At 32.0% G+C, this 17,947-nt stretch carries 18 protein-coding genes and 1 tRNA gene; 8 read left to right on the top strand and 11 right to left on the bottom strand.

Annotation, left to right across the window (positions count from 1 at the left end; all coding sequences use genetic code 11):
* Positions 1-23 precede the first annotated feature (23 nt).
* Positions 24-1,247 carry a M28 family peptidase gene (locus ACVC08_RS16795; protein WP_452602917.1) on the top strand — a complete coding sequence of 408 codons (1,224 nt, stop codon included), beginning with the start codon at positions 24-26 and terminating at the stop codon, positions 1,245-1,247.
* 11 nt (positions 1,248-1,258) lie between these two features.
* Positions 1,259-1,654, top strand: coding sequence for a DUF4345 domain-containing protein (locus ACVC08_RS16790; RefSeq protein WP_452602916.1), 396 nt, complete (start codon positions 1,259-1,261; stop codon positions 1,652-1,654).
* Here the strand turns inward: ACVC08_RS16790 and ACVC08_RS16785 are convergent.
* The 4 genes from ACVC08_RS16785 to ACVC08_RS16770 are packed head-to-tail and all read right to left on the bottom strand — an operon-like array spanning position 1,635 to position 4,209.
* Entirely contained in the window at positions 1,635-1,841 is a 207-nt protein-coding gene (locus tag ACVC08_RS16785) for a hypothetical protein (protein WP_452602915.1), read from the bottom strand. The genes ACVC08_RS16790 and ACVC08_RS16785 overlap by 20 nt on opposite strands.
* Before the next feature lie 53 nt (positions 1,842-1,894).
* The gene (locus ACVC08_RS16780) at positions 1,895-2,083 is read right to left on the bottom strand and encodes a hypothetical protein (protein ID WP_452602914.1); all 189 of its coding nucleotides are present in this window, start codon (positions 2,081-2,083) and stop codon (positions 1,895-1,897) included.
* Between the two features lies 1 nt (position 2,084).
* Entirely contained in the window at positions 2,085-3,476 is a 1,392-nt protein-coding gene (locus ACVC08_RS16775; RefSeq protein WP_452602913.1) for a radical SAM protein, read from the bottom strand.
* A complete protein-coding gene (locus ACVC08_RS16770; RefSeq protein WP_452602912.1) occupies positions 3,466-4,209 on the bottom strand; it encodes a prolipoprotein diacylglyceryl transferase in 744 nt (247 codons plus the stop codon). Before ACVC08_RS16770 ends, ACVC08_RS16775 begins: the two co-directional genes overlap by 11 nt.
* Before the next feature lie 95 nt (positions 4,210-4,304).
* On the opposite strand from ACVC08_RS16770, the gene dusB reads away from it, so the two are divergent.
* The gene (dusB, locus tag ACVC08_RS16765) at positions 4,305-5,318 is read left to right on the top strand and encodes a tRNA dihydrouridine synthase DusB (protein WP_452598051.1); all 1,014 of its coding nucleotides are present in this window, start codon (positions 4,305-4,307) and stop codon (positions 5,316-5,318) included.
* Here the strand turns inward: dusB and ACVC08_RS16760 are convergent, their stop codons facing one another.
* Both ACVC08_RS16760 and rbfA read right to left on the bottom strand, forming a co-directional pair.
* Positions 5,319-6,524, bottom strand: coding sequence for an ABC transporter permease (locus ACVC08_RS16760; protein WP_452602911.1), 1,206 nt, complete (start codon positions 6,522-6,524; stop codon positions 5,319-5,321). It abuts the gene before it with no gap.
* Positions 6,525-6,601: 77 nt separating this feature from the next.
* Positions 6,602-6,997 carry a 30S ribosome-binding factor RbfA gene (gene rbfA / locus ACVC08_RS16755; RefSeq protein WP_452598053.1) on the bottom strand — a complete coding sequence of 132 codons (396 nt, stop codon included), beginning with the start codon at positions 6,995-6,997 and terminating at the stop codon, positions 6,602-6,604.
* Between the two features lie 256 nt (positions 6,998-7,253).
* Here rbfA and mce point away from each other — a divergent pair, with 256 nt between their 5' ends.
* Complete coding sequence (mce, locus tag ACVC08_RS16750) at positions 7,254-7,658, top strand: methylmalonyl-CoA epimerase (RefSeq protein ID WP_452598054.1); 405 nt, start codon at positions 7,254-7,256, stop codon at positions 7,656-7,658.
* 49 nt (positions 7,659-7,707) lie between these two features.
* Positions 7,708-7,781 (top strand) — tRNA-Ile (locus tag ACVC08_RS16745).
* Between the two features lie 93 nt (positions 7,782-7,874).
* Here ACVC08_RS16745 and ACVC08_RS16740 read toward each other — a convergent pair.
* The gene (locus ACVC08_RS16740; RefSeq protein ID WP_452602910.1) at positions 7,875-9,509 is read right to left on the bottom strand and encodes a tetratricopeptide repeat protein; all 1,635 of its coding nucleotides are present in this window, start codon (positions 9,507-9,509) and stop codon (positions 7,875-7,877) included.
* Positions 9,510-9,757: 248 nt separating this feature from the next.
* Between ACVC08_RS16740 and ACVC08_RS16735 the strand changes: the two genes are divergently transcribed.
* A complete protein-coding gene (locus ACVC08_RS16735) occupies positions 9,758-10,240 on the top strand; it encodes a T9SS type A sorting domain-containing protein (RefSeq protein ID WP_452598056.1) in 483 nt (160 codons plus the stop codon).
* A 4-nt stretch (positions 10,241-10,244) separates the two neighbouring features.
* Positions 10,245-11,129, top strand: coding sequence for a hypothetical protein (locus tag ACVC08_RS16730; protein WP_452602909.1), 885 nt, complete (start codon positions 10,245-10,247; stop codon positions 11,127-11,129).
* 410 nt (positions 11,130-11,539) lie between these two features.
* On the opposite strand, the gene ACVC08_RS16725 is transcribed toward ACVC08_RS16730, so the two are convergent.
* From ACVC08_RS16725 to ACVC08_RS16710, 4 genes are read right to left on the bottom strand one after another with little or no spacing between them, the layout of a single operon-like run.
* The gene (locus ACVC08_RS16725) at positions 11,540-12,535 is read right to left on the bottom strand and encodes a pyridoxal-phosphate dependent enzyme (RefSeq protein ID WP_452602908.1); all 996 of its coding nucleotides are present in this window, start codon (positions 12,533-12,535) and stop codon (positions 11,540-11,542) included.
* Between the two features lie 10 nt (positions 12,536-12,545).
* Positions 12,546-13,487 carry a phosphotransferase gene (locus ACVC08_RS16720; protein WP_452602907.1) on the bottom strand — a complete coding sequence of 314 codons (942 nt, stop codon included), beginning with the start codon at positions 13,485-13,487 and terminating at the stop codon, positions 12,546-12,548.
* A 3-nt stretch (positions 13,488-13,490) separates the two neighbouring features.
* Positions 13,491-14,948, bottom strand: a complete 1,458-nt coding sequence (gene thrC / locus ACVC08_RS16715; RefSeq protein WP_452602906.1) for a threonine synthase — start codon at positions 14,946-14,948, stop codon at positions 13,491-13,493.
* A gap of 3 nt (positions 14,949-14,951) precedes the next feature.
* On the bottom strand, positions 14,952-15,917 hold the full coding sequence (locus tag ACVC08_RS16710) for a hypothetical protein (protein WP_452602905.1): 966 nt from the start codon (positions 15,915-15,917) through the stop codon (positions 14,952-14,954).
* A 387-nt stretch (positions 15,918-16,304) separates the two neighbouring features.
* Here ACVC08_RS16710 and ACVC08_RS16705 point away from each other — a divergent pair, with 387 nt between their 5' ends.
* Positions 16,305-17,867 carry a protein adenylyltransferase SelO gene (locus ACVC08_RS16705; protein ID WP_452602904.1) on the top strand — a complete coding sequence of 521 codons (1,563 nt, stop codon included), beginning with the start codon at positions 16,305-16,307 and terminating at the stop codon, positions 17,865-17,867.
* Positions 17,868-17,947: the final 80 nt, after the last annotated feature.

The raw sequence follows: 17,947 nt of genomic DNA, 5'->3' as shown, positions 1-17,947 counted from the left end.
GTGTAAAATTAATACTTCTTAAAATGAAATACGCTATAGCTTCCTTTTTTTTAATGTTTTTAATCAGTTGTACAACAGAAAGTAAGCGTGTTGTAAGTATAAAAGATGATGTTGCTTACTTAGCATCTGATGCTTTAGAGGGACGACAAACCGGAAGCAATGGGGAACAGAAAGCTGCCAAATACATTTCGGAACGTTTTAAAGACTTAGGGTTGCTACCTAAAGGAACTGATAATTATTTTCAAACTTTTTCTTTTAGACCTAAAACAGATCCACATCAAGCAGTAAACTATACTGTAAAAGACGGAGATAGTACTATTACAGGAACCAATGTTATTGGTTATATAAATAATAAAGCTGAGCATACTATTATTATTGGAGCGCATTACGACCATTTAGGTTTGGGAGCTGAAGGATCTTTGCACAGAGGAGAAACCGCAATCCATAATGGAGCAGACGATAATGCCAGCGGTGTTGCAGTATTATTAAATTTAGCGAGTAAATTAAAAGGTGTAAATACTAAAAACAATTATTTGTTTATGGCGTTTTCTGGAGAAGAAATGGGCTTATTGGGCTCTAATTATTTTGTAAAGAACCCAACAATAGATACTAAAAAAGTCAATTATATGATTAATATGGATATGGTTGGCCGCTTAAAACAAGACAGTACCTTAGCTGTTTATGGCGTTGGGACTTCTCCAATACTAAAACAAACGCTTAAAGCACATAATACTAGTTTTAAATTAGTACAAAAAGAATCTGGCGTTGGCCCAAGTGACCATACCTCATTTTACAATGCAGATATTCCTGTACTTCACTTTTTTACAGGACAACATGAAGATTACCACAAACCAGGAGATGATGTAGAAAAGCTTAATTATGAGGGGATGCAAACCATTTCTAATTATATTTTTGAAGTTATTACCGATTTAGATAATAACGGAAAACTACCATTTAGAGCGACTAAAAATGAAAGTGATGCCGTACCTAAATTTGAAGTAGGTTTAGGCGTTACACCAGATTATTTATTTGATGGTAAAGGTATGCGAATAGATGGTACTAGAGCAGATACGCCAGCAACCAATGCAGGTATACAAAAAGGAGATATTGTAATTAAAATGGGAGATAGTGACATCTTGGACATGATGAGTTATATGAAAGCATTATCTACTTATAAAAAAGGTGATACTACCAAAGTTGTTGTGAATAGAAATGGAGAAGAGGTTGAAGTTGAGGTAACATTTTAAGTCATTATTACATGATAAAAACCCAAAACGACTTTATTAATAAAATTCACTTAATAATTTCATTATTAATTGTTGTTCCTGTGGCTTTCGTTTATGGATTTAATCCAGACTTGTCCTTTGATATGCAATTGGAAACCATAGACGAACATAATTTTTATAAAGCCATAATGGGGCTCTATTTAGGTTGTTCTACACTTTGGTGTTTAGGACTGTTTAAAGCAACTTGTTTTAAAACCGCCATTACTACCAATATTGTATTTATGTTAGGTTTAGGTTTTGGTAGAGTCGTGAGTATTTTATTAGATGGCATCCCAACATTTGGTTATGTTTTTGGAACTGCTGCCGAATTATTTCTTGGTATTTACGGTTTGTGGGTTTTAAAACGTATTAATAACCAGCTAATATAGTACCACAAATACCCAAGCTAATTAATAAATAGACCACACCTAAAATCCAAAATATTTTAGCAGCTTTCTTTTTATTTTTAACACCCAATATTATGGCAACAATAAATAGCACAATAGCTGGACCAAACATAATAAGCCCTATTAATACAAATATGCCGTCTAAATTTCCTACTTCTAAAAATGTCATAATTATTACGTTTATTACATCATATTACCATAAATATTTGCTCTTTTTATAAATTAATTTATTCTAAAATCTAATAATAAAGTACCACAAACACCTAAGCCTACTATTAAATAGACAACACCTAAGATATAAAATAATTTTGCTCTGTCTTTATTGTTATTCGCTTTTACTGTATTGCCTAACACAAACAAAAAGAAAACAGGTAATATTAATACTAAAAGTGTAATTAATAATATTCCCATATTACAGTTCGTTTCTTAATACTTCTAAATGTTGTTTTTTGTCATCTCTGTAAAAAAGATTCATAGTTTCAAAAGGGATAATTTTATTATCCTTATCTACAATATGCACACATGATTTTTTTATGGCTCTAACATCAAAATTATAAGCATCTATAAATTGCATAATAATAACTCTAAATAAATTATCGTAACCTAAATTAGGTGCATCTATATTAGGTAAACAACACATAATGGACTTTAGGTTTTCTTCAGCAACTTCTACAGAATTACCTGTGCTAAATAATTCTATCATTTTACCATGTAAGGATTCGTCTTGCTCGTAAATAATGGTGTTTTTACTATTATCTAATAAATCTGTTGGGTTTATATATCGCGTTAACGGAAATACCTCCCCGCCTAATTTGAGTGCATAGCCCATAACTAAAGCATCAGGATTACAAGGTACAGGAATTAAATCGTCGCTATTAAAAACAGACGTTTGTTCCATAATTTTTCGGCGTACCTCTGTTAATGTCATTCTATCTGTTTCAGGATTAAAATGCTCTAAACGCCCAGCAATTTGTGTAGGCTGAAGTGTTACACCACGTACACATTTTTGCAGTAATGCATAATCGATAATTTTTCCTATTTCATGGTCGTTTAATCCTTTTTGAAGCGTAACGACCAAAGTTGTAGATAAGTTAACGGCATTTAAATTAGCAATAGCTTGTTCTCTAATAGTATTTAAATCGGCACCACGCAATTCACGAAGCACACTGTTTTCAAAAGAATCAAATTGTAAATAAATCTCGAAATCGGGAGCATAGGTTTTTAAACGCTCGGCGAATCCTTCTTCTTTAGCAATTTTAATCCCATTAGTATTCAGCATTAAATGCCGTATAGGAAGCGATTTTGCATAATCTAATATCTCAAAAAACTGCGGGTGAATCGTTGGCTCACCACCGCTAATTTGTACAACGTCGGGTTCTTTTTCGTTAGCTACAATAGTATCTAACATGGTTTTAATTTCGTCTAAAGTACGATGCCTTCCGTAGGTTGGAGAAGACCCCGCATAACAGGTTGGACATGTTAAATTACAGCGATCGGTAACTTCTACAACTGTTAAGCAAGAGTGCTGTTCGTGGTCTGGGCACAAACCACAATCGTATGGACAACCGTAATCTGTTTTTGTATTAAATGTATATGGTGTTTCGCTTGGCTTATTATAGTTTCTTATGTTTTTATAATACTCTATATCATCTGCAACAAGTACTTTAGAATTTCCGTGTTCTTTACAACGTTTAAGCATGTAAACATTACCGTTTTCGAAAACGATTTTGGCATCTACACGACGCAAACATTCTGGACATAAACTTAATGTAAAATCGTAATAAGTATATTTTCTAACGGGCATGATTTAAGCGTTTTAAAAGGGTTTTATTATAATACAGGATACAAATTATGCATAAAAGTTGAATAGTACTTAACCCTAATACGTAAAATACATTAGGTTTTAAGAACTCTATAAAAAACCGGAAACCAAAATAGAGAATCATGAACCATTTAAATAGTTCACCATTTTCTAAAACAACAGTCTTTTTTAACTGCTTTAAACTGAAAAACAAAACTATTAAAAACAATAACTCGTATAACGCAACGGGATGTCGTAAAATACCATCACCTAAATCCATTGCAGTAAAAAAGTGAGATTGTTTTCCGTAGGTAAATTCGTTAATTCCAGAAAGGAAACAACCTATACGGCCAATAAAAATACCAAGGATAATAGGAAAGACAAATAAGTCTCCAGATGAGGTACGTTCTCCAATAATTTTTTTAGCAATTTCTACACCTAATAAACCGCCAAAAAGCCCTCCCATTATGGTTTTAGTATTAAGTAATTGAATGAGGTTTTCTTGAGAAAATTCTGCTAACGGGTTTTCTAATAAACCAACTAATCTAGAACCAATTAATGCGCCAATAGCTGCACCTAAAATAATAGATAATCTGTTGGACGATGTTATACTATCATCTGTGTTTTTTCGGATGTAAACATAATATCTAAAGGCTATAAAAAAGGCAGCATACTCTAAAATGAGATGAATATTGATGTTGTAGCCAAAAAGATGAGGTTCAAAAGGAATGTTCAAACAGTATTATTTTAATTCTAAAAATACAATAATTGCTCTGAGAATAATTGATTTACATAAAAAACTGTAATTTTGCACTTCAAAAAAAGAATACTTTGGTAAAAATAGATAACATAGAACTACCAGATTTTCCGTTGCTTTTAGCACCTATGGAAGATGTAAGCGATCCACCTTTTCGAGCATTATGTAAAGAGCAAGGTGCCGATGTAGTATATACAGAATTTATTTCTAGCGAAGGTTTAATACGTGATGCTGCAAAGAGTGTTATTAAGTTAGATATCTACGAGAAAGAGCGTCCTGTAGGAATTCAAATTTTTGGAGCTAATTTAGACAGTATGCTGCAAACTGTAGATATTGTAGAGCGCTCTAAGCCAGATATTATCGATATTAATTTTGGATGCCCTGTAAAAAAAGTAGTGTCTAAAGGTGCTGGCGCAGGTATTTTAAAAGATATCGATTTAATGGTTTCGCTAACAGAGGCGATGGTAAAGCGTACACATTTACCAATTACAGTAAAAACACGTTTAGGTTGGGATCACGATTCTATAAAAATTGTTGAGGTAGCCGAGCGTTTACAAGATGTAGGTTGTAAAGCCATTGCAATACACGGACGTACACGTGCGCAAATGTACAAGGGTGATGCCAATTGGAAGCCAATTGCTGAAGTAAAAAATAACCAAAGAATGCATATTCCTGTATTTGGAAATGGTGATGTTACCAGCCCAGAGCGTGCTATGGAAATGCGTGATGTTTACGGACTAGATGGTTGTATGATTGGTCGTGCTACTATTGGAAACCCGTGGTTTTTTAAACAAGTAAAACACTTTTTTGAAACAGGAGAACACTTAACACCTATTACCATAGAAGAGCGAGTTGATGCTGCAAGACGTCATTTACAAATGGCTATAGATTGGAAAGGCGAAATTCTTGGGGTTTTAGAAACTAGAAGACATTATACTAATTACTTTAAGGGGATTCCGCATTTTAAAGAATACCGAACTAAAATGGTAACGAGTGATGATTCTAAAGATGTGTTTAATGCTTTTGATGCTGTTTTAAGAGATTTTTCAGATTATCAATTCGATAAGAATCCGTTTCAAGTACAATAATTACTCTGTTTTTAACATACTTTCTGAAATTCTTACCGAAGCAAGTTTTGAAGCTATAATACCCAAAACAGTTATTGTAATAAAAACAAGGAAGCAATTTTCTACGCTTAAAGCCATTGGGTAAGGTAATTTTTGTGTAATCATAACTAAAGAGAATTGTTGTTGTAATACAACAACTATACATCCAATAATTAACCCCACGATAGTTCCTAAAACAGTCATAGTAATACCTTGAAAAAAGAAAATACGGCGAATATTTTGTAGTGTAGTTCCCATACTAAATAGAGTGTTCAAGGTTTTCTTTTTATCTAAAATCATCATAATAAGCGAACCTATAACATTAAAAATTAAGATGATTGAAACTAAAGTTAGTATTAAGTAAACAGCTAAATGCTCTGTATTAAGCATTTTGTATAAAGCATCGTTTAACTGAGTTCTATTTTTTATACTAATAGTGTTACCTAAGATAGATTGTATTTGTGAACGTACAGTTTCCTCATTGGCATTTTCATCAAGTTTAAATTCAATACCAGTAATTTCGTTTTTATCGAAGCTTAATAGCTCTTGAGCAAAATCTATAGAAGAATAAATATAAGAATCGTTAAGCTTTTCATTTACATCAAAAATACCAACATTTACACTATTTAATTGTTTAAAGGCTTGTTTCTGGGAAGTAATTTGTCCTTTTCCAGGTTTAGGCACAAATAACGAGACGCTTTTACCATAGTCTAAAACACCAATAGATAATATATTGGCAACACCATAACCCGATACAATTTGGTTTGTTTTTGGAGTTAACCAACTACCATTACGAATTATAGAATCTACAACATTGACTGTACTGTAATTTTCGTCAACCCCTTTTATGTAAGCAGGGTGTTTATTCTCGTCGAAAGACACTAAAACACGTTCTTCAATTACTTTAGAGAAAACTGTAACTCCTTCAATAGTATTAAGTTTTTGGTCTTGTTCAGCGGTGGTTGTAAATGATTTTCCTATAACAGTCTCAACTTTTAAGTCGGGATCTATAATTGTAGAAAACTCTAAAGTAAAATCCTTTAATCCTGCAAAACCAGAGAGTACAACAAGTAAAGAAGCAGAGCCTAACACAATACCAATAATAGCTAAGTAGGTAATAAAATTAATGGCATTATTACTGCTCTTAGAGCGTAAATAACGTTTGGCGATGTAATAGGATACATTCATAAACTATAATATTATAAAAAAATAATGAGATTATAAATGTTGTTCATGTATTGTACAGTAAAAATTGTAGAGTATAATTATGATTTTTTACGTTTACCTAATAAATCAGGATCATTTATAGGGTTGTCTTTTCCTTTTAAAGATTGTTCAATTTTATCAATGTATTCTAAAGAATCATCAACAAAAAACTGAAGTTGAGGCATGCGTCGTAATTGGTTTTTAGTACGTTGTGCTAATTCATGTCTAATAAAGGGTTGATTAGATTTAATACCTTCAACCAATTCTTGTGCTTTATTATTAGGGAAAATACTTAAATATACTTTTGCCATAGATAAATCTACGGTGACAGATACTTTAGAAACCGATATAATAACACCTCGCATACCACCTTGTGTAGCAGCACCTTGTAAAATGTCTACTAAATCGCGTTGCAATACCGAAGCAATTTTTTTTTGTCTTTGACTTTCTTCCATCTTCATTAAAATTTATAAATCATTGTATCGTAATGGTCTATTTTTAAGTACAATGACTCTATTAAGAAACAAGTTCTTAGGTTTTTATAGTGCAAAAATAGACGTTATTTAAAGATTATCTTACTTTTGAAGGCAAAATTCGTACCTTAAAAAGGAAAGAGGTCTGTTTTTAATGAAAAATGAATAGTAAAAAGAGAATAAAAAATATATAATAATTAAGATTTCTGTCTTCACGGAAATGAAAATAAAATTTTCAATGAATAAAATTGAACATATAGGGATCGCTGTAAAGAGTTTAGAAAATTCGAACGAGTTGTTTGCAAAACTCTTTGGAGAACCACATTATAAGGTAGAAGAAGTGGCTAGCGAAGGTGTAAATACTTCTTTTTTTAAAGTTGGTGAAAATAAAATTGAATTATTAGAAGCTACTAAAGCAGATAGCCCAATAGCTAAATTTATAGAGAAAAAAGGAGAAGGTATTCACCATATTGCCTTCGATGTAGACGATATAGTCTCTGAAATAGAGCGACTTAAAGGAGAAGGGTTTATCGTGTTAAACGAAAAACCAAAGCATGGAGCAGACAATAAATTGGTTGCTTTTTTACACCCAAAATCATCAAATGGAGTATTAATTGAGCTATGCCAAGAAATAAAGCAATAATTTTTCTTGCTCGTAATTAAAATAAGTAGTAATATTGCACTCCGATTTCGGTCCCATAGCTCAGTTGGTTAGAGCACCTGACTCATAATCAGGTGGTCCTTGGTTCGAGCCCAAGTGGGACCACTTAGAAATTGTAAAGCCTTTCAAGTAATTGAAAGGCTTTTTTAGTTTTTTAGAAGCTTTTAAGTACATAAAGTATAATAAGTAATAGATCCTCTATAAATTCATTAAATACAAGACCAAATCGTCTTTAGAGTCTAGATTTAATTTTTTTCTAACACGACCTCTAATGCCTTGTACAGTTCTGTGAGAGATACCGAGCATGATTGCAATTTCTTTAGAAGTTAAATTCATACGAATGTAAGCGCAATAGCGAATGTCTTTAGAGGTAAGGTTTGGCGCAACTTCGTTTAGCTTTTTAAAGAATCCTTCGTGTACTTTATCAAAATGAAGCTTAAAGTTTGTCCAATCCTCATTTTTATTTAATTGTTCCTGTAAATTAGTTTTTAATTCGTCGTTAGAACGGTCTATATTATCAATAACATTGGTTAGTAGTTGTGCTTTTTCGTATTGGTGTAGAAATAAGTCTGCGAGTTCTTTATTTTTCAATTGTACTTCGAACTCTAGATTTTTAATTTCAATCTTATTAATTTTATTCTTTTTATTGTTTAACTCTGTAGCTATTTTTGAAGCTTTTAGTTTCGATTTAGAATAAAGTAATAATAATATTAAAGCGCCTATAAACACAATGCCGATAGAGATAACTAACCAGCTTTGTTTTTTAGAGTACTCTTCATTTTTTTTAGCAGTTACAATTTCTAAGTTTTTTTTCTCTAATTCGTAAGTTATTTTTAGTGCGTTTAATTGTTTGCTTGATGTTTCGTTAAAAATAGAGTCGTTAAGTTCTGTATATTGTTTATAATATTCTAAACTTTGTATATAGTTTTTCTTGTGTTCTTCTAGCTTGCTTAAAAACGAATAAATAAGCGATGTTGTTTCCAGATCGTTAGCTTGGTTTGCTAAAGCCATTGCCTTATTTAAGTAGTGTTTAGCTTTTATAGGCTCATTTTTTTCAATATAAATAGCTCCTGCAGTCATACTATTTTCCATAATATCACGTGAGGTTGCTAACTCTTTATCTATTTCTGCAATAGAATCTGCTTTAGCAATAAATAATAATGCTTGGTTGTAGTTTTCGGTTTGGTAATAATACTCCCCCATAGTGGAGTAGGCATACATTAATTGTAACGTATTGTTTTCTTTTGTAGCAATATCAATACCTTTTAAAATGTATTTATAAGCTTCTTTATAATTATCTAAATCCATAAAGATATAAGACAATTCTATATTCGATTTCGCTCTTAGCGACTCGTCATGCGCCGTATATTCATTTGCCTGTAATAAAAACTCTAGGGCTTTGTAGGTGCTTCCTAATTGCTCTTCGTCTGCAGCTATAGAAGAGTATGCAAAATAGAGGTGTTCTGGTTTTTTTGTTTGTTGTGCAATTTTTAATAAATCGTACGCAATCGTTGCTGCGCTATCATAATCGCTAAATGCATAATAGATAGCTTCCATTAAATGATATATGTCAAATTTTACATCAAGATCTTCTATTGTACTAGCAGCATCAAATTCTCTTTTTACGTAGGTGTAAAATTGAGGAGAATAAATTTCTATGTATAAATGATCAATTTTAGAAACATACTCTACACGCTTTAATGGTTCGTTTTCTAAGGACTTAATTGTGTCGATAATAGCTGCAACTTCTTGTGCATTAGATTGAGCTGTTATAGTGTTAATACTAACTACAAGCCATAGGTTAAAAAATATGAGAAGGTGTTTTAACTTCATATTGCTAATGTAAGGGCTTTGGTATAAAAAATAATAGATTACTGCTAAATAAGCTGCGCATGCGTAACTATTGCGTACCCTATAATTAGTTGCTACGTATCTAATGCGTATGTGTAATTGTTGAGAAATAGCCTTGTCAAACTACTTTTGCGACACAATAAAATAGTTGCCCAAGAGGTGTTAAGAGCATTTTAATGTGTAACTACTTAAAACGATGTAAAATAACAATAATTAAAATTAATTAATTTATGAAAGTCAAAAAAACGGGCTTAATTACCATCTGCTTCCTTTTTGGAATTGGTTTCCTTTCTGCCCAGGAATCTATAAATGCTTCTGGGGAAGTGGCAACAGGTAGTGGTGGTAGTGTTAGTTATTCGGTAGGGCAATTAACGTACAATACTTACACAGGTTCAAATGGAACTATTACTCAAGGTGTACAGCAATCCTTCGAAATTTCTGAAACTTTAAGTGTTGATAATACAGCAATTTTATTAGAAGCTTCTATTTTTCCTAACCCTACAACGGATTATTTAAACTTGCGTTTAAAGGACACAAATGTTTCTGAGCTTAGCTTTCAAATTATAGATATAACGGGGAAATTAATAACTACAGAAAAGTTGGTAACGAGTAACACAATAATTCAAATGGATTATCTACCAGCTACTACTTATTTCATGACTGTATTTAGAAATCAAAAAACTATTAAAACATTCAAAATCATCAAAAATTAATACTATGAAAAAAAACATTACTTTATTATTCGCTATACTAATTACATTCGGTTTATATGCGCAATCTCCTGAGAAAATGAGCTATCAGGCTGTTGTAAGAAACGCTTCAGATGCGTTAATTACCAACCAAACTGTAGGGATGCAAATTAGTATTATACAAGGTTTTACTAATGGACCAAGTGTTTATACAGAGACACAAACACCAACAACGAATGCTAATGGTTTAGTTAGTATAGAAATTGGAACAGGAACAGTGGTTTCGGGTACATTTAACACAATAGATTGGAGCAGCGGAACGTATTATGTAAAAACAGAAACCGATGTAAATGGAGGTAGTTCGTACACTATTACAGGTATTAGCCAATTGTTAAGTGTTCCGTATGCTTTATATGCTAAAGAGAGTGGACGCGCAAAAAATACATTTACCTATTTAGGAGCGGTACGTGCAAAAAACCAAGGAACACCAAATCCAAATCCAAATAATGAAATACCAAGTAATACGCTTACTAAATTAAGATGGTTAGGTGTTTCAGATAATTATGCTTCAAGTTTAGGTGGTACTAATAATACTGAAATTACAATTCCTGTTGGAGTAACACATATAAAAATATATTCTTCTATTATTTACGAAGGTACACCAGACGAAAGTAAGTCTAGTATTTTATTTAATAAAGACGGTTCGCCATTTACGTTGTCTAATAATGGGTATGCTATGTACCAGTCTTTTAATAGTAAATATGGATTTAATTACACGTCGCAATATATTCCTGTAACGGCTGGAGAAGTGTTTGATGTGAGTTTATTCCAAGATTCTCCAAATACATTATACCTGTCTTGGGGTAGCATAAGTGCTTCTATTTCTTTTGAGTTTTATAATAGAAACCAATAGAATATTTCAACAGTTATTCATAGATAAAATTCTATTTTAATTTTAAATGGAATATTTTAGAGATGATAAAGCCTTTTAAATTATTTAAAAGGCTTTATCTTTTATACAGTACAACCAAATAAGGCGATTTTATTTATAAGTAGGAGTTGCGCAACCAATACCGTTATAATTAGTTCGTCCTACAGTTATGGTCTGGTCTATACTTATAAATGTTTGTGTAATGTTTTAAAAAAAAGAGCCTTTATAAAAGTTGTGTGCTATTATCTTAGCTTAGCCTCTATATATTTTGTTTCGTCCACAATATTATCCACAATCGTGACATCGGCTATATCTATTAACTTAAAAAGTGAGTTTTGATTAAATTAATTGAGGTCTTTTTGTAGTTATATGCTATGAGAGTGTCTTTAGTATTAATTTATTTCATCTTTATACTTTTTAATAATAGACAACAAAACATCCATATCTACACTATTTCCAGAGCAAACAGCTGCTATATGTTGCCCAATAAAATCAGGAATTCTTTTATCTAATAAAAGTGCTATAGTAGCTGCACCACCGCCTTCTAAAACCTGTTTTTCTTTAAGAAGTGCATGAGTCATGGCTTGTGCTATTTGTTTTTCAGAAATTAATAAAATAGCATCAACATAGGTTTTGCACATTTCGAAAGTATATTTATTATCTTCTGCAATAGGGCCAGGAAGAGCATCTGCCAAACTTTTAAATTCTTTAACTTGAACAATATGGCCTGCTTTTATACTTGTATAAATAGCTGGTTCTGTATCATTTGTTACTCCAATTGTTTTTATATTCGGGTTAATAGTTTTAGCGGCAAATGCCATACCGCTCATTAATCCGCCACCACTAACAGGAACTATTAAAGTATCGGTTTGTGGTTGTTGTTTTAATATTTCTAATGTTGTAGTGGCTTGTCCAGCAATTATGTCAGGATCATCAAAAGCAGAAATATAACGGAGTCCTTTATTTTGTTGTATTTTCAATGCATTATTGGTTGCTTCCTCTTGGTTTGTTCCAGAGATAACAACTTTTGCACCTAAGGCTTCCATTGCTTTAATTTTTACACTAGGTACTAATTCCGAAATACAAATAACGGTTTTTATACCAAGTTGTTTTCCTACATAAGCAATTGCTTTACCATGGTTGCCAGTAGACATAGTAACCACTCCTCGTTTTCTTTCTTTATTAGAAAGACTTAAAATAGCGTTAGCTGCGCCACGTAATTTAAAAGCACCAGTAGGTTGTAAGTTTTCTAATTTTAGAAAAACAGATTTGTTTAATTTAGAAGAAAGTGGTGCTGATTTTAGTAACGGAGTTTGGTTTATTATAGGAGCGATGCGTTCTTGTGCTTGGTATATTTTGTCGAGTGTAATATCTTTAAATTGTGGCATAATTTGTTATCTAGGTGCTGGTTATAGTAAAACAATCGTCTGGTAAGTGTTTAATATAATCTGCTAAATTCTTCATTTCTAAATAATGATTTAGTTTTTTAGAATCTGGCTCATCTACACGAAAGTGCTTATGTCTCCAAAAAGCTGTAGCAGCGGCAGCATATACTGTAAAGACTTTTAAACTATTAGTTTCGGTGTATTTTAATTTGTTTTTGTCTTGATAACCTTTTAGTATACACTGTGCTTTTTGTAAATCTAGTATAGCGTTTTCACTACAAAGCCCCACAATTGCCATCCCTATATCAAAAACACGGTAGTAATAACTAGCTTCTTCAAAGTCCATTATAGTTGCTTGAGACTCGCTGTTGTTAATAATTACATTGTTATAGAAAAGATCGCTATGTATTAATGCTTTTGGTAAGGCTTTGGGTGTTTTTTTAAGAACATATTTATGTATCTCCTCTAACCATTTCCTAAATGTAGATTCAGAATCGTAAGCGGCAACCTCTCTAAATTTTTCTTTGCCATAGCTAATTACATTAGAGACATAGTTTGGGGCTTTTATTTGATGTAATTCTGCAAGGGTTTTACCAATAGATTCAAGTAAATGAGATGGTAAATTTTTCATAATTTTACCTTCTATATACTCTTTAAGCATTACGGGTTTATTATTCCATGTTATTATAGGTTTATTTTTAATTGACGATAAAACTTTAGAGGTAGAAAAGTTATGATTGGCTAAATGGTTTAATAGTTTTGTTAATTCAATTGCGGCTTTTAATGATTTATGCTCGCAAACCGTAAGCACAAATTTAGAGTTATTAGTTGTTACTAAATAGTTTGTGTTTTCTGAACCTCCACTTAATATTACGTAAGATTTTACAATGTCATTATTATATAAGGCTAAAATTGAATTAATATCTTGGTGTTTTAAAGTTGTATACTGAGTCATTTTTTATCTATTTATACCTTTAGTTAGATCCCAATTTGTCTCCATAGCATGAACTACAGCTTCTTCTAAATGAACATAGTCACACAAATGCACTTTTTGGCACCTTCTTTTTTCTGTTTCTATAGAATGGTGTAACGCCTGTTTTGGTAGGTCTTCAATTTGTAATGCCTCTTTAATAATCTCAGGAAATTTTGCAGGGTGCGCCGTTGCTAAACATATTAATTTTGTATCTCCTAACCTTGCTTTTAGAGTATCTGTTGCGGCCAATGCAACAGCGCCATGAGGATCTAATAGGTAGTTCTCTTTAGTATAAATTTCTTCTATTAAAGCAATGGTATCTTCATCTGTAGCACTATTTGATAAGAAATTTTGGGTGTATTTAAAAAATGTTTCTTTATCAAATTTTACGATTCCTGTGCCTTTAAATTGATGCATCCATAATTTTATTTTTTTAGAATCTTTACCAATAACAAAATATAAATACCTCCAAAAATTAATAGGGATAAGAATATCTATTGCTGAAGATACTGTTTCGAAAATAGGTTGTTTAGAGAATACTCCTTCAGAAAATATGCGATGTAAACAAGCATTTTTATTATTAGCACTTACTAAATATTGTATTGGCAGTCCCATCTCGCGAGCTAAAGATCCAGCACATAAATTACCAAACCCACCAGAAGGAACAGCCATATTTACAGGCTCTCCAATATAATCTACTACTTGCAGATAGCCGTAGAAGTAATGTACTGTTTGCATCATAATGCGTCCCCAGTTAATTGAGTTTACACTAGATAGTTTTAACTTGTCTTTAAAACGTTTATTAGCATATAAATTACTTATTAGAAGGTCTAAATCATCCCCTCCATCTGGGCAGTTAGAAACACCTACTGGGTGTATGTTTGCATGTTGAAGCGTTGTCATTTGTCGCTCTTGCTCCTCTGTTATTTTTCCTTTAGGATATAATACCCAGGCATCAAGGTTTGTTTTACCGGCGGTAAAAAAAGCTGTTGCTGGGCCAGTATCTCCTGTGGTTGCTACTATAAGAGTTAAGTGTTCATTACGCCTTTTTAAGAAGAAGTTTACAATATTTACTAAAAAGGCAAGACCAACATCTTTAAAAGAAATAGTAGGCCCATAAAACAATTCCATGATAAAAGTATTCTTTCTGGACTGTAAGGAATATAGAGGTATTACCTCTTTTTTTTCAAATGGCGTATAGGCTTCTTTTAGTAATTGCTTTAGCTCTGTTTCTGAAATAATAGAGCGATCTATAAAAAGAGAAAGAATTTCGAAAGCTAATGTTACATAGTCTAACGTTTTCCATGCTTTTAATTGTTCCCTTGTAATATTAGGGAGTTTTTCAGGAACATACAATCCGCCATCTACGGCAAAACCATCAAGAATGGCAGTTTCAAAATCTACGGGAGTTCCACCTCCTTTATTACTAATATATTTAAGCATAATTTACAGTTTGGAATTATTTTTTATAATATAATTTTCATAGACAGATTGTGAAATAACAATATCTTGTACAGCTACACCTGTTAAATCGGCAACAGTAATTTGATTGTCGTTTAAACGTTGTTTAGAAACATCTTGTAATGCATGCCCTAGTTCTATAACCTTATCTGGAGAAATAATCCCATCCTTAGTCGCTCTGTATATTTCACCTCTACTTTTACTTTGTGGAATACTGTCTGAAATTACAATGTCTGCTTTATTCAATATTTCACTTTCTAATTCTCTCTTTTCAGAAGTGTCAGAGCCTACAGCAGTTATATGTGTACCAGGTTGTATATCTTTTGCTAAAAGTAAGGGCGTTACAGAAGGTGTTGTTGTAATAATTAAATTACAGTTTTTTGCTAGTTCTGAAGTATTTTCTGCTATATGAATATTAAATTCTGAACTAAGTTCTTTTTTGTATTTTTTAACAGCATCTATGGTTCTGCCCCAAACCCAAACAGTTTTACAAGGGGTGTATTTTTGAAGGTATTGTAATTGTAATTTTGCTTGAATACCTGTGCCTATTATACCAACCGCTTTTATATTTTTTGGTGCAAAATATTTAGCAACCAATGCTCCTGCAGCAGCGGTACGATTATTTGTTAAATCTCCTCCATCTAATAATATAGCGCGTAATTCTCCGGTTTTTTGATTGAATAATAAATTTAGCCCTTGGCTAGAGGAAATGCCTAGTTTTGTGTTTTCATAAAAACCAGAAGCTATTTTAATACAATAAAAATCGTTTGCTTTTACATAACCATATTTAATGTGTACGTCTCCCGGCGGGTTTTCAAACAGTAATTCTGCTACTGGTGGTATTACTGCATTGCCTAAACTATAGTTTATAAAAGCATCTTCCATAAGAGTAATACTGTCTATTAATGGAATTATTTTGTTAATGTCTTCTCTTTTAATAATTTGTGCCATATTATTTTAAATTAAAAAAACCGTATACCTTAAATTAGAGCAATACTCTAGATTTAAGGTATACGGTTTTATTTCCGTAACATATAATTGCTTTCCCTATTCTCTTCCTTAATGTTAGAAAGCAAAGAATCTCACTTTATTGTTTGTGAGACGAGATAAATATACAATTAATATTTTTTATTTCAGATTTGTTTTTAACTAAAATATGGAGGAGTAGTTCTAAAAATACTATAAAAACAGATGTATTACAGAAAGATATCTCTGTTTTTTGAAATTATACTAACTACTTTTGTTTAGTAAACATTTTAATTTTGTGAGAGATAATTATTCAAGAAGGAGTGTTACAAACTTATAAAAGGTTTAATAATAAATAAGATTTAGCAGAAGATGAAACTTAATATAGTAGATACATTTATTAAAGAGTTGCCAGCAGATCCAATTAAGGAGAACTCAAGAAGACAAGTTGCAGAAGCCTGTTTCTCTTATGTTACACCTAAGAAAACAGCAAAACCAGAACTATTGCATGTTTCTTTAGATATGCTTAATGCAATAGGTTTATCTCAAGAAGAGGCTAGTACTCCAACATTTTTAAAAATAATTACAGGAAATAAAATATTACCAAACACCAGCCCTTTTGCTATGTGTTATGGAGGTCATCAATTTGGCAATTGGGCAGGACAGTTAGGAGATGGTCGTGCTATTAATTTAGCTGAAGTTGAATGTAAAAATCAACGTTGGATGCTACAACTTAAAGGAGCAGGAGAAACACCGTATTCTCGTAGAGCAGATGGTTTGGCGGTTTTAAGGTCTTCAATTAGAGAGTATTTATGTAGTGAAGCCATGCATTATTTGGGAGTTCCTACAACTAGAGCTTTGTCTTTAGCTTTAACAGGAGATGAGGTTTTACGAGATATTATGTATAATGGAAATTCGGAATACGAAAAAGGAGCTATTGTGTGTAGAGTTGCCCCTAGTTTTCTGCGTTTTGGTAGTTATCAAATATTTGCAGCGAGACAAGATGTAAGAACATTAAAAAAATTGGTGGACTATACCATAAAACAGTTTTATCCAGAGCTTGGTAAACCATCTAAAACAACATATTTACACTTTTTTGAAGCAGTATTAAACAAAACATTAGAAACAATTATCCATTGGCAGCGTGTTGGTTTTGTACATGGAGTAATGAATACAGATAATATGTCTATTCTTGGGCATACTATAGATTACGGACCTTATGGTTGGTTGGAAGGTTACGACCATAATTGGACTCCAAACACTACAGATAATCAATTTAAACGCTACCGTTATGGAGCACAACTAGATGTCGGTTTTTGGAACTTATATCAATTAGCAAATGCACTATATCCAATAATTGGAGAGGCTAAAGGTTTAGAAGATATTTTAAACTCTTATAAAGAGAAAGAAGAGCAGCAATATTTAGCTATGATGCGAAATAAACTGGGGCTGTTTTCTGAAGAAAAAACAGATAGAAATCTAATTTTTAAATTAGAAGAAATACTTCAGTTAACCGAAACAGATATGACCATCTTTTTTAGAAACTTATCTCTTTTTTCTATTGAAAAACCTTTAGAAGGGGTAAACATTATTAAAGATGCATTTTATGAGCCTGATGGTGTTTCGATAGATATAAATAAAAAATGGATAGCTTGGTTTCAGGATTATGCTGCTCGTTTAAATAGAGACGATAGCACTACAGAAGAAAGAAGAAAAAAAATGAATACAGTAAATCCTAAATATGTGTTACGTAACTATATGGCACAGCTAGCAATAGATGCAGCTAATAAAGGAGACTATAGAGTAATAGATGAGCTATTTAAGATGCTTAAAAAACCATATAATGAGCAACCTGAGTACGAAAAATGGTATGCGAAACGTCCAGAATGGGCTAGGCATAAAGTAGGTTGCTCAATGTTGTCATGTAGTTCATAAAAAATGAATAGTCTAAATTTAATAAAAGATTAAGGAGTAATCTTTTTACTAATAAGGCTTTCAAAAAAAGCTATATCTTT

The sequence above is a fragment of the Pontimicrobium sp. MEBiC06410 genome (genome assembly GCF_053601615.1).
Note: the sequence above shows the minus strand (reverse complement) of the source record. Positions and strands in the feature narration are given on the sequence as shown.

Coding starts and splice junctions, on each gene's coding strand:
- ACVC08_RS16795 (WP_452602917.1), top strand. CDS start 24: ATGAAATACGCTATAGCTTCCTTTTTTTTAATGTTTTTAATCAGTTGT.
- ACVC08_RS16790 (WP_452602916.1), top strand. CDS start 1,259: ATGATAAAAACCCAAAACGACTTTATTAATAAAATTCACTTAATAATT.
- ACVC08_RS16785 (WP_452602915.1), bottom strand. CDS start 1,841: ATGACATTTTTAGAAGTAGGAAATTTAGACGGCATATTTGTATTAATA.
- ACVC08_RS16780 (WP_452602914.1), bottom strand. CDS start 2,083: ATGGGAATATTATTAATTACACTTTTAGTATTAATATTACCTGTTTTC.
- ACVC08_RS16775 (WP_452602913.1), bottom strand. CDS start 3,476: ATGCCCGTTAGAAAATATACTTATTACGATTTTACATTAAGTTTATGT.
- ACVC08_RS16760 (WP_452602911.1), bottom strand. CDS start 6,524: ATGAATGTATCCTATTACATCGCCAAACGTTATTTACGCTCTAAGAGC.
- rbfA (WP_452598053.1), bottom strand. CDS start 6,997: ATGGAAGAAAGTCAAAGACAAAAAAAAATTGCTTCGGTATTGCAACGC.
- mce (WP_452598054.1), top strand. CDS start 7,254: ATGAATAAAATTGAACATATAGGGATCGCTGTAAAGAGTTTAGAAAAT.
- ACVC08_RS16740 (WP_452602910.1), bottom strand. CDS start 9,509: ATGAAGTTAAAACACCTTCTCATATTTTTTAACCTATGGCTTGTAGTT.
- ACVC08_RS16735 (WP_452598056.1), top strand. CDS start 9,758: ATGAAAGTCAAAAAAACGGGCTTAATTACCATCTGCTTCCTTTTTGGA.
- ACVC08_RS16730 (WP_452602909.1), top strand. CDS start 10,245: ATGAAAAAAAACATTACTTTATTATTCGCTATACTAATTACATTCGGT.
- ACVC08_RS16725 (WP_452602908.1), bottom strand. CDS start 12,535: ATGCCACAATTTAAAGATATTACACTCGACAAAATATACCAAGCACAA.
- ACVC08_RS16720 (WP_452602907.1), bottom strand. CDS start 13,487: ATGACTCAGTATACAACTTTAAAACACCAAGATATTAATTCAATTTTA.
- thrC (WP_452602906.1), bottom strand. CDS start 14,948: ATGCTTAAATATATTAGTAATAAAGGAGGTGGAACTCCCGTAGATTTT.
- ACVC08_RS16710 (WP_452602905.1), bottom strand. CDS start 15,917: ATGGCACAAATTATTAAAAGAGAAGACATTAACAAAATAATTCCATTA.
- ACVC08_RS16705 (WP_452602904.1), top strand. CDS start 16,305: ATGAAACTTAATATAGTAGATACATTTATTAAAGAGTTGCCAGCAGAT.